This is a genomic window from Sodalis-like endosymbiont of Proechinophthirus fluctus (assembly GCF_001602625.1).
Classification (GTDB): domain Bacteria; phylum Pseudomonadota; class Gammaproteobacteria; order Enterobacterales; family Enterobacteriaceae.
The window spans coordinates 221-11,325 of record NZ_LECR01000059.1; the positions used below are offsets into that span (position 1 = coordinate 221).

Here is an 11,105-nt window from a genome sequence, read left to right on the forward strand (position 1 = left end):
GGCCGTCCTGGCCGGCGTCGGAGTTAAATTCAGCAGTTTTTTTTTCCGCGTTGGCAGGTATCACTGCCGCTTCCACCGCGGCAGGATGAAACGCCAGCGCGCGTAGTAGGGTCATTTCAACCCCCATCCGGGGGTCCGGTGCAAAAGGCAGCTCTTTGCGCCCTATAAGCAGAGTTTGGTAATACAGCTGCAAATCATCCGGGGGAAGGCGACGGGCCAATTCCCGCAAACGCGGCACAATGGCAGGGTCTTCCTCATCGTTCAATTGGTCAGGCAATAGCTGCCCCATCGCGAGACGGTGTAGCAAAGAGAGCATCTCAAGGAGCAGAGTTTCCCAATCCATACCGTGAGTGGCGCATTGCGCAAGCTGCGCCACCATCGCGCCGCCGTCGGCATCGGCCAGCGCTTCGATAAGTGCTAGCGGCTGCTCGGTGTTCAACGTGCCGAGCATCAGGTTTACTACCTCAGCGCTAATTTCCCCGTGCCCCATGGCAATAGACTGATCAGTCAGGCTCAAGGCGTCACGCATACTGCCGTAGGCAGCTCGAGCCAGTAGCTGCAGCGCGCGTGGCTCAGCGGCGATATGTTCCTGCTGTAACACCGTCGACAGCTGGCCGCGGATTTGCTCGACGTCGAGCGCCTTTAAATGGAATTGCAAACAGCGAGAAAGAATGGTCGCCGGCAGTTTCTGCGGATCGGTGGTGGCCAGTAAAAATTTGACGTGTGCCGGCGGCTCTTCCAGAGTTTTTAGTAGAGCGTTGAAGCTATGGCGGGACAGCATATGTACTTCATCGATGAGATACACCTTAAAGCGACCGCGCACTGGCGCGTACTGTATGTTATCCAACATCTCGCGGGTATCTTCTACTTTGGTCCGCGAAGCGGCATCAATTTCAATCAGATCGACGAAGCAGCCCTGCTCGATTTCGTGGCAATTATCGCACTGACCACAGGGAGTGGCAGTGATACCTGTTTCGCAATTCAGCCCTTTCGCCAGAAGACGGGCGATGGTGGTTTTACCCACGCCGCGGGTGCCTGATAATAAATATGCATGATGGATCCTACCCAGTGATAGGCCGTTCGTCAGCGCCTTCAGGACATGCTCCTGACCTACTATATTGGAAAATTTTTGCGGACGCCACTTACGGGCAAGCACTTGATAGCTCATGAGTCGCGATTCATATCGAAGGAACAGAGGCCCATGCTAACACAGCCTCACACTACAGAGCGAGGCTGTTGTCATCAGTGATCATGGAAGAACACTAGGCTGTAACTCGTTACACCGATACTGTTGAGAAGAGTTTCACCGCCGAGGTCTGCCAGATTGATTATGAAAGCCGCATCCTGCACATCGCCGCCGAGCCGCCGGATAAGTTTCACCGTGGCGCCGATTGTCCCGCCGGTGGCGAGCAGATCGTCCACCACCAGCACTTTATCGCCGGGGACGATGGCGGCTTTATGGATTTCGAGACTGTCGGTACCGTATTCCAACACGTAGCTTTCGCTGATAGTTTCACGCGGCAGTTTGCCGGGCTTGCGCACCGGAACGAACCCTAGCCCCAACGCTAGTGCGACCGGCGCTCCGAACAAAAATCCGCGTGCTTCGGTGCCGGCGATTTTGGTCAGCCCTTCATCGCGATAACGATCGGCCAGCAACGCGATGCTGGCGGCATAGGCATGCGGATCTTCGAGCAGACTAGTGACATCGCGAAATAATATACCGGGTTTCGGATAGTCCGGTACCGACTTAATACTTTGCTTGATTAATGCTAATTGTTGTTCCGTAGCAGTCATAATGGGTATGCTTGGAAAGCCTTTATTCATCATTAGCGCGGATCTTATCATAGTAAATAAAACTTACCGCGCACAAAAGCGCATAAATCTATGTAAACTGCCACGAAGATGCAACTTTCCGGCCAAAGTAGAGAAGATAAATATTGACGTGGCGCAAGCCGCGCCGGCTTCTTCCCCTGCGCATTAATGCTGCGCACCGCAGAAAACGACGGATATTATCATAAAAGTCGACTCTGATATCATTCATTATAGGTAAATTGACGTGCACGCATCTCAACTAATTACCATTCTTGGTGCTAGTCTTAACGATTTAGCCGTGCGCATCGAAGCCCAGAGACACACTGTTGTTAAAAAATACCGTTTCGATACATCTGCTATTTAGCACCTGCGGCCAATCGCCTTGGCGATTTTATTTATCCGAGAGTCGCGCAACGCTTGCGCATTTTACCAGCGCGGTGAAAAAGGGCCGTACCAAGCGTGTAGCCTAGCTGGCCCAGCGGCTAACCGATCAAATGTTGGCGCTTTCCCAGTGAACTCGCTACGCAAAATCTGCGCCAGGGAGTACCCGGGTTAGGTCCCCCGGTCCCCCGGTCCCCCGGTCCCCCGGTCTCCCGCCGCCACGCCGGAAGATATTTACGCCCGCCTGGCCGAGCATCAGAATTATGAGCGGTAGCTGGCGATGATCCGCGATCTCGATAGCCTGTTCGCCGCCGCGGACGATCTTGCCCGCGTACGGCGGCAGCTTCAGCAGAAAATCACCGAGCTTGAAGGCCGCTTACAGCGTTGCTGGTAGGCGCTGACCCGTCTTGAGTACCAAATAGAGCGGTGCAGGTGGGGTGAATAAAAAATAATCCGCCCGGTAGCACAACTTGGTTATTTTATTATCTTTTATAGTGTAAATAATATCCTCTGTACTTGAGTTTACAGCCTGAGTTAAGCATGAGAGCGAGGTGACCCTCAAAGATGAATCCCGGAAATCAAACTGGCAATCGATTTGATTATACTGCTTGAGAGGAACGAACTGGCACTGAAGCTAGCGCTGGCGGCTCTAGAGATTGTCAATAATGATTATTTACGCAAAGCGAACTACTACTGTCTCTGCCTGAGTATACTGTCAGACGGTTTGGGATTCATCGTTTTGCTCGCAGCACAACATCGAGATCATGCGCAACATGTCGATCAGCGAGAAAACTTAGGATGCACGACTCTATCTGCAGATCAAAACTCCCAGGAATGAACAGCCAGTTTTCCATGAGGCCAGACATAGAAGTGCGCAACATGATCGCCGCACGGTGGCAGTGCAGGGTTGCGGGTAGTTGCCGTTGTTCGATGTAGCGCCCGAGCGTGACCTAAAACCGGCCGTAAAATTCGTCGAAAAGCTGCGAACGCACTTCTTGATACAGTGCCATTTCACCCACAAACTCACATGTAGAAAATACCATTTCTATAAAGCTCACACTACTGGTGATTAGATACAGTAGCATAAAGAATGTAATTCATTGTCTCGTTTAACATATACAGTATATTGTCTGGATATTTTATCTGATACTCTGTTTCAAAATCTCGAACCTTACTGTCAGCTGTATGAATTATTTCTTTAAATAACTCGGCCTTATTTTTGAAGTGCCAATAAATCGCGCCGCGGCACCCTAGACAGCGCCGCGATATCATTGAGCGAAGTAACGGATACCTCTCTCAGAGAAGGTCTTGATTGTGGCGTTCAATATATGCTTGTGGGTTTCCCCTAGCCTGTCGTTTGGGTTTTCTTGCTACAGTGCCATTTTAGAGTGATCTTTGGATTTACATACATTCAAGAATATTGGATTTACATACATTCAAGAATATATGTAACATAGTATCCGGGATCTTAGGATTTATCTATGAATAAAGACAGAGGGCTATTGCCTCTGGCAGTTGTTCTGATGCTTTCCGTCAGGTTTATTATCGCAGGCTGTAATAAAAGAAGCTGCGCAGACAGGTAATCATTAGCAGCCTCCAGCAGTGGGCATTGTGACGCTAAAAAAACTCTTAATGTCAACACTGACTTACCTGGCTGTACTGCCGCTTTCCGGGTATCAGAAGTCTGACCACAGGTAGATGGCACTATTCTGAAACGTAATTTCGTCGAAGGAAGCGATGTCAAGGCAGTCTTCTATTTATATCATATTGATCCAACTACTTATCAGGCCGCCTATAACAGCACCAAGGGCGATCTAGAGCAGGCTCAGGAGAATACCAGCATCGCGCGGGTGATGGTAAACCGCTATGAGAAACTGTTCTCAACTAGCTATGTCAGCTGCCAGGACTATAATCAGGTGGTGGAAACGCTGGCGAAAAAAGATGCGCCCGTGCGCAGGCGGCGCTGGAAACTGCCCGCATCAATCTAGCCTACACCCGTGTCACCTCCCCGATAAGCGGCCGCATCGGTAAGTCCTTCTTTGCCGAAGGCGCCTTAGTCACCAGCGCGTAAACAACCGCGATGGCGACCGTTCAGCAGTTGAACCCGATATATGTCGATTTTACCTAGTCGAGTAATAATTTCATGCGTCTGCGTCAAGAGCTGGAAACCGTCATGCTGAAACAGCATGACGGTAAAGTGATGGTGCGCCTGCTGATGGAAAACGGCGGCGAGAGTATGCACAACGGGTACGTTGGAATTCTTCGATGTCATAATGGGTTAAACCGCCGACTATTACACTGCGCTCTATTTTTTCCCGAATCCGCAGTATTCGTTATTACCGGGTATGTTTGTACGCGCCAAATTGGACCAGGGTATATAGATGAAAGCGCTTTACTCCGTGCCTCAACAATGCGTCGCCCATACGCCCTGTTGCGAGGCGATCACTATGGTGGTTATGAGCGACAATAAAGTTGCGATCCGCCAAATTAGGGCGTCGCAGACCGTCGACGATAAATGGTTAGTCACCTCTGGATTACAAGAAGGTGACAGAGTCATCGTCGCCGGCGTATGAAAGGTGAAACCGGCATGCAGGTTACCCAGAAAGGGGTAACCAACCAGAAAATACAATCGGAACAACCGCATCTTGACACCGCCAGAAAGTCTTAACAGGTACGGTTAACCCTTATGTCTAAGTACGTTATCGATCGTCCTATCTTCACATAGGTAATTACCATTATCATCATACTGGCAGGGGCGGGCTCTGTCGGTACTCAAGCTGCCCATCGGACAGTATCCGGCTATCACGCCGCCGACGATCCGTATCATCGCAGCCTAACCGGCCGTGGACGCCTACGCCTCAACGCTGCAGGATAGAGCGTGACGCAGATAATCGAGCAGATGAACGGCATCTACCATCTGATGTACATGGCGTCCGACAGAGACTCGTCAGGTACCGCGATCATCATCCTACCTTTGAGTCGGATGCCGATCTGGATATCGCCCACGTCCAAGTGCAGAAATCCAGCTTTAGCTTCTTTAATGGTTGCCGGTTTTTATCAGCAATGATAAAAACATGACCCAGGAAGATACCGCGGATTATGTCCGTTCCTCCATCAAGGATCCCATAAGGCAGACCAACAGCGTGGACGAAGTGCAGAAGTTGTTCGGCGCCCAATGTGTGATGCGTATCTAGCTCGATCCCAATAAGCTAAATAATTTTCAGCTAACACTAGTGGATGTCATCAGCGCGCTGGAGGTCCAGAACAACCAAATCGCCGCAGGCCAGCCGGGCGGTTCGGCGCCGGTGAAGGGGCAACAGCTTAACACCCTGATTATCGTGCAGACCCGAATGAAAACCGCCTAGAGGAGTTCAGCAAAATTCAGTTGAAAGTCAATCCCGACGGGATCGCAGGTGCATCTGAAAAATATGGCCACTATCGCGCTGGGCAGGGAAGGTTACGATATTATCTCCCATATCAACAGCCAGTCTGCCACAGGCCTGGGGGTTAAGCTCACCACAGGCGCCAACGCGCTGGATACCGCCAACACGGTAAAAGCCGAGCTGGTGCGGCTTCAGCCTAACTTTCCCGCCGGGATGAAAGTGGTTTACCCTTACGACACCACATCGTTTGTGAAGATCTTCATCACCGAACTGGTGAAAACGCTGATGAAAGCTACCATCCTGGTGTTCCTAGTGATTTATCTGTTCTTGCAGAATTTCCACGCGACGCTTATCCCGACCATTGTGGCGCCAGTAGTCCTGCTGTGAACATTCGCCATCCTAGTGGCGTTTGGTTATACCATTAACACACTGACGATGTTCTCTTGCATGCTCACCATCGGGCTGCTGGTAGATTACGCCATCGTAGTTGTGGAAAACTTCGAACGCGTGATGGCTAAGGAGGGATTCAGGCCAATTGAAGCCACGTGGAAATCAATGGGCCAGATCCAGGTCGCCCTGGTGGGGATTGCTATGGTACTGTCCGGCGTGTTCTTTCCGATAGAGTTTTTCGGCGGCTCGACCAGCGCTTTTACCGTCAGATCTCTAATCACCATCGTGTCGGCGATGATTTTGTCAGTTATAATGGCGCTGATTCTGAACCCGGATATGCCGTACCATTGCTCAAGCCTATCAAAAAAGGCGATCATGGCAAAAGCACCGGTTTTTTCGTCTGGTTTAATAAAAAGTTTGAAATCACTCACCACTACACCGACAGCATCGGACGCTATTTTTTGATTTATCTGATGATTGTAGTGGGTATTGGCGTTACTATTTATTCGCCTGCCTACCTCGTTCCTACCGGATAAGGATCAAGGCGTCTTCCTGGCGATGACTCTGCTGCCGGTAGTCGCCCACCCTATGCGCGTACCCAGAAAGTTGCTGGATAATGTCAGGTCGGTGTCGGTGTCTGTGTTCATGGTCAACGGCTTTGGTTTCGCCAGGCGTGATTAGAGCTCCGGTATCGTATTCATCAGCTTGAAGGATCAGGGTGAGCGTTCCTGGGCAGAAAACAAAGTACTCGTGATCGTCAAACTTGGGGACCCTCAGCCGGTTTCGACTTTGAATTTATCGATGCGAACAATCTGGGGCATAAACAACCTTACCGCCGCGCGCAATCAGCTGTTGGGTATAGTGGAGCAGAATCCTGAATGTGTTGCGGGGCGTCCGGCTAAACGGTCTGGAAGATACCCCGAGTACAAGCTGGATATCGACCAAGAGAAAGTCGAAGCGCTTGGATCTCTCTGTCCGATATCAACATCACCATCGGTGCAACACTAGGCGGCTGCTATGTTAATAACTTCATTGACTGCGGCCGCATGAAAAAAGTCTATGTACAGGGCAAAGCGACCTATACCTTATGCTGCCGCAGGATATTAGCGACTAGTATGTGCGCAGTTCAGATAAACAAGTAGTGCCCTTATCAGCGGTCACTACTTCATGCTGGCAATACGGTTCACCCCGTCTGGAGTGTTATAACGGGCTGTAGTCGATGGAGATCCAAGGGGCGGGCGCACCCGGTAAGAGTACCGGTGAAGCCATAGTATTGGAAGCCATGGTATTGATGGAACAGTTGGCGGACAAACTACGGCGGGAATCGGCTACGACCGGACCGGCATGTCCTACTAGGAACGGTTGTCCGAAAACCAGGCCCCAGCGTTTTATACAATATCGCTTATCGTGGTGTTTTTATGTTTGGCAGCGCTGTATGAGAGCTGGTCTATTCCCTTCTCGGTCATGCTAGTGGTGCCGTTGGGGTTATCGGCGCCCTGCTGGTGGTGGCGCTATGCGGCTTGAACAATAACGATTATTTCTAGGTTAGTCTTCTGACCACCATCGTACTGTTGGACAAAAACGCCATACTGATCGTGGAATTCTCCAGGGACCTGATGGAGAAAAAAGGTAATGGGCTGATAGAAGCTACTTTGGAAGCGGTACGTATACGTTTACGACCTATTCTGATAACCTCCCCGGCCTTCTCAGCGTATTGTCATTGGCGATCAGCACCTGCGCCGGCTCAGGCTCAGGCTCGCAAAATGCGTTCAGAACCGGCGTCATATGCGGGATGGTCACCGCTACCCTGTTGGCGATTTTCTTCGTACCAGTGTTCTTTTTGGTAGTACGTCGCCGCTTCGGTAAAAAGGGTCTTACAGGACGATCTGGAGCATGGACATCCCGTGGAAACCTCTCTGTCGCGGCCATAAGCGCAACATCGTCATCCCCTAAAACTAATGCCGCTTTTGCGGCTCATTTTCATGTCTTGCGGGGTAGGCGGTACCACCCTGCCCGGCGATTGTATTATGTCTTCCCTGATGCCATAATAATTACATTATAACATAATGATAGGAGAAGTATGATGAAGCCCAATATTCCCCGTATCGTCAGGTAATTTTTCACGACACCACGGCCAACGTCTACTTTTAAGGTTAGTTCTATCATCGCCACGACACGCTCAGTGGAATACCTGGGGGCGACACCTACCTGTATGTCACCCTGGACGTTTCCAGCGCGTCGCATCCTCATTACACCGGGAAGCAGCGAACGGTAGCCAAAGACGGGAGTACCGCACGCTTTAATTAACGTATTGGCTGTCTCCTCGGTTAACAGGGATAACCCTCAGGAGAAGCTAGTAGATGCAGTATTAAGTCCCTCAAGAGCTCTAAAACGTGTCATCCTGACTGTCAAATTGTTCGCCGACGCGGGCTCGTGTATGTCATATGAAAATCCAACCCTACTTTAAAGGCAGTACAGGGACGCAAAACACACCGCTGACAATTATGGGCATGATAGTATGTGCCGGGACTGGGATAGAAAGTCAGTATAGCTGCGCCGATGGAATACGAATACCTTCGGTGCTTTTTATTTGTATCGTTAGGACATGAAACAGCATATGTCTGATAACAGTAGGAGAAATGCGGAAGATTTATGCACATTTATAAACAAATATTATAATTTGGTGAATAAGAAGAAAACACTCTTTTATTTAGCAGACATGTCTGCTAAATTTGGAGCGTCCATCATGCATCAGTACTGATAAAGTAATTCAGATGTGCTATTTCATTCCGCACTAGCACGCCGGCAACGAGAGAACGCTGAGACTCCCATCCCAGCGCGGTTTGCCTGAGTCTCATTGTCACGACTGACTTTGATTTAAGGACTGTAAGTTAATGTAAGCAAGGGATGCCAAACTGTCCAAAATATCCTATCTTTAATCTGGAATGGGCGAAATTAAGCAGTGGGTATCAATCTTTGTCCCCAGCCGGGGTTTTAATATTACTGCAATTTCTATGTGTTAGGAGGGCTAATATGGATGAGTATTCACCCAAACGCTGCAATATTGTGCAACTGAAATACCTATGTGAAAATCATCTACGATGAAGGCATTGCTAGTCTGGGCGACAGTTATCATAGCTGGGTAAATGACCCAGGTTCCGCCGTCAATTTACAGATTGACGAATTAATTGAGCACATAGCGACGAATATTTTTATCTTCAAACTTACATACCATAATGAAAGTGATCTTACCAATCGGGTTGAAACTTTTTCATACGATAATTTTACCCTATTCAGTAGCTATGGTATCAATAATTACGATATCCAGCGCTGGTATCTCAGCCGCAGGCGTTTATTCAGAACATTCTCGGAGACAGAGTCTATACAACCTGAGAAAGTAGGAACAAACCTGTTCAACTGACTGTATAAAAAGGTAAAAATGAAAAAGATTGACTATCTAATGCGCTTGAGGAAGTGCCGAACGCTGGAAACCCTCGAGCGTGTGATTGAAAAAAACAAATATGAACTGTCTGATGACGAACTGGAGATATTCAATTCTGCCGCCGATCATCGCCTGGCGGAACTGACGATGAACAAGTTGTACGACAAAGTTCCAGTTTCTGTATGGAAGTATGTACGTTAAAACTGATTATTACAAACATAATGTTATGTGTTAATAAATATTACTATTGATACTTTTTTCCCCGGTGGCAATTAAATAATCTATTGCTTGCCTCTGCTGATAACCGTTCTTTTTCGCACCATTGACGTCAGGTTAACCTCCTATCGTCTGGCGCGCGATGCGGATGTAAATGGCCAGTGCGTTATCATACTGTTTAATAACATTATTCGTATTCTCTAAGCATAGGTCCGAAGCGGTGATGTCGAGCGCTTATTGCGTCTAATTTCCCTCATCTTTACGGGGTGGTCTTGGTATTATTTCGTACAATTGTATTTTACAGATGTCGGACGGGGGAGCTGACCGGCAGATACTATTTCAAGGCGTCAATAAAGAACAATTGCGGAAAAAAACACTGCTTATTTCCCTGTAAAAAAAGGGATAGTCTTGGCCCAACGGGTAGGCAGGTCTAAGAAAGGGCAAGACGAATACGGGCTGAATTGGGTGGAGACCCCGCCAGAGACATCTCGGCACACACGTCGCCTGCTACGGCTGCTTCCTTCCAGACCTGACCGAGTTCACAAGGTAGTGTTGCGAGAGCACCCACAGGGCCTCCATTGACAGCTCGTTTCAAAAGAAGGCAGGGCATTATCAATTAAGGTTGGGGTAATTGCAAGCCAGGGCGGTTTAAGCGACATTTTCTTATCCAATATATTACACGTAACTCTTCGCCACCGCCGGGTTTTGCGGTCGCCACTCTAAATGTGACAGGATAATTCCCACGCTAAATTTAACTGCAGAATTAAAATATGCCCGATCCCACTCACGATAATTTTCGTCAGAGCATATAATCAGATTGTGGCCACCATCCTCTATAAAACTGTATGCGTTGCGCTGACAAGCACTGTGATTGTCCTTCATGGTGCTGGATAGCCTAGCATGTCTTATACAGCCGCCGTGGGATTAGGTATCGTTACAGTGCGATCTTCATTGGCGTCTGGACCTATAAGCGTAGGCGCTGTTAAAAGGCTATAATCACCACGACCACGGTGAACACGGGCCACCTTAGGAGTCCGCTCGTTGCCGGAAGCGGCCATTGGGATTTACGGTAGCCAGAACATGTGGTCGCGGTATGAGTGCTGTCGGATAGACGTTAGAAAGATGTGGGCGATGGGATGCTTTCCGAAAGGGTCACCTGCGTCGGCAAAGCGACCGACTCAACCGGTACCAAGATCAACGTGACACGTTCCGTCTTGGGTAGCCGCCGTTTTTACTGCTCGGTGATCATTACCACTCTGCCATCGACGATAATGGCAGCGCTTTAACAGAATGCGGGTGTTGGACTGAATATCCGAGGGATTAAACGTCAACAAAAAGCTGAACGGGGCCGGCCTGCTTGCCGTCCGTATGCGCCACGCGCTGCGCGATGACTTTGGATGAAGTGTCATAAATAGTGATATTGGATAGCGTCAGCGCCGTGTTCGGCGCCAGCGTGATGCGCTTTCGAATATACACCGTAC

Annotated in this window: 10 protein-coding genes, 1 other RNA gene and 7 pseudogenes; 12 read left to right on the forward strand and 6 right to left on the reverse strand. The window is 49.3% G+C overall.

The genetic code is table 11. The annotated features are described in order from the left end of the window. Positions 1–1,168, reverse strand: a 1,168-nt coding sequence (gene dnaX / locus BG74_RS06390; protein ID WP_187202732.1) for a DNA polymerase III subunit gamma/tau, incomplete at its 3' end; no start/stop codon positions are given. 74 nt (positions 1,169–1,242) lie between these two features. Next, positions 1,243–1,794 carry an adenine phosphoribosyltransferase gene (gene apt / locus BG74_RS06395; protein ID WP_066597368.1) on the reverse strand — a complete coding sequence of 184 codons (552 nt, stop codon included), beginning with the start codon at positions 1,792–1,794 and terminating at the stop codon, positions 1,243–1,245. Between the two features lie 982 nt (positions 1,795–2,776). Here apt and BG74_RS20720 point away from each other — a divergent pair. Further along, entirely contained in the window at positions 2,777–3,031 is a 255-nt protein-coding gene (locus BG74_RS20720; protein WP_439895693.1) for a DUF2496 domain-containing protein, read from the forward strand. 25 nt (positions 3,032–3,056) lie between these two features. On the opposite strand, the pseudogene BG74_RS20725 reads toward BG74_RS20720, so the two are convergent. Together BG74_RS20725 and BG74_RS17445 are read right to left on the reverse strand one after the other, a co-directional pair. Then, positions 3,057–3,125: pseudogene (locus BG74_RS20725) on the reverse strand (DNA-binding transcriptional repressor AcrR); the annotation flags it as partial. A 127-nt stretch (positions 3,126–3,252) separates the two neighbouring features. Beyond that, positions 3,253–3,465, reverse strand: a complete 213-nt coding sequence (locus tag BG74_RS17445) for a TetR family transcriptional regulator (protein WP_244267387.1) — start codon at positions 3,463–3,465, stop codon at positions 3,253–3,255. Positions 3,466–3,674: 209 nt separating this feature from the next. Between BG74_RS17445 and BG74_RS11195 the strand changes: the two are divergent. The 10 genes and pseudogenes from BG74_RS11195 to BG74_RS06425 all read left to right on the forward strand — a co-directional run bounded on the left by BG74_RS11195 (position 3,675) and on the right by BG74_RS06425 (position 9,609). Next, positions 3,675–4,861: pseudogene (locus BG74_RS11195) on the forward strand (efflux RND transporter periplasmic adaptor subunit). 376 nt (positions 4,862–5,237) lie between these two features. Then, a complete protein-coding gene (locus BG74_RS20730; RefSeq protein ID WP_244267388.1) occupies positions 5,238–5,387 on the forward strand; it encodes a hypothetical protein in 150 nt (49 codons plus the stop codon). A gap of 39 nt (positions 5,388–5,426) precedes the next feature. Next, positions 5,427–6,431, forward strand: a pseudogene (locus BG74_RS20735) (efflux RND transporter permease subunit). A 24-nt stretch (positions 6,432–6,455) separates the two neighbouring features. Further along, entirely contained in the window at positions 6,456–6,647 is a 192-nt protein-coding gene (locus tag BG74_RS20740; RefSeq protein ID WP_244267389.1) for a hypothetical protein, read from the forward strand. Positions 6,648–7,376: 729 nt separating this feature from the next. Then, a complete protein-coding gene (locus BG74_RS20745; protein WP_439895692.1) occupies positions 7,377–7,490 on the forward strand; it encodes an efflux RND transporter permease subunit in 114 nt (37 codons plus the stop codon). A 71-nt stretch (positions 7,491–7,561) separates the two neighbouring features. Continuing rightward, positions 7,562–8,028: pseudogene (locus BG74_RS20750) on the forward strand (efflux RND transporter permease subunit). Positions 8,029–8,081: 53 nt separating this feature from the next. Then, positions 8,082–8,273 (forward strand): annotated as a pseudogene (locus BG74_RS11215) (50S ribosomal protein L31). Positions 8,274–8,333: 60 nt separating this feature from the next. Next, a pseudogene (locus BG74_RS13715) lies at positions 8,334–8,411 on the forward strand (ribosomal protein bL36); the annotation flags it as partial. 588 nt (positions 8,412–8,999) lie between these two features. Continuing rightward, positions 9,000–9,387, forward strand: a pseudogene (gene tomB, locus BG74_RS06420) (Hha toxicity modulator TomB). Positions 9,388–9,405: 18 nt separating this feature from the next. After that, positions 9,406–9,609 carry an HHA domain-containing protein gene (locus BG74_RS06425; RefSeq protein ID WP_011410544.1) on the forward strand — a complete coding sequence of 68 codons (204 nt, stop codon included), beginning with the start codon at positions 9,406–9,408 and terminating at the stop codon, positions 9,607–9,609. Between the two features lie 487 nt (positions 9,610–10,096). Here BG74_RS06425 and ffs read toward each other — a convergent pair. Next, positions 10,097–10,193, reverse strand: an RNA gene (gene ffs / locus BG74_RS06430) — signal recognition particle sRNA small type. Between the two features lie 567 nt (positions 10,194–10,760). Here ffs and BG74_RS17470 point away from each other — a divergent pair. After that, positions 10,761–10,910, forward strand: a complete 150-nt coding sequence (locus tag BG74_RS17470) for a hypothetical protein (protein WP_244267390.1) — start codon at positions 10,761–10,763, stop codon at positions 10,908–10,910. Positions 10,911–10,944: 34 nt separating this feature from the next. Here the strand turns inward: BG74_RS17470 and BG74_RS17475 are convergent, their stop codons facing one another. Continuing rightward, the gene (locus BG74_RS17475; protein ID WP_244267391.1) at positions 10,945–11,100 is read right to left on the reverse strand and encodes a YbaY family lipoprotein; all 156 of its coding nucleotides are present in this window, start codon (positions 11,098–11,100) and stop codon (positions 10,945–10,947) included. Between the last annotated feature and the right edge of the window lie 5 nt (positions 11,101–11,105).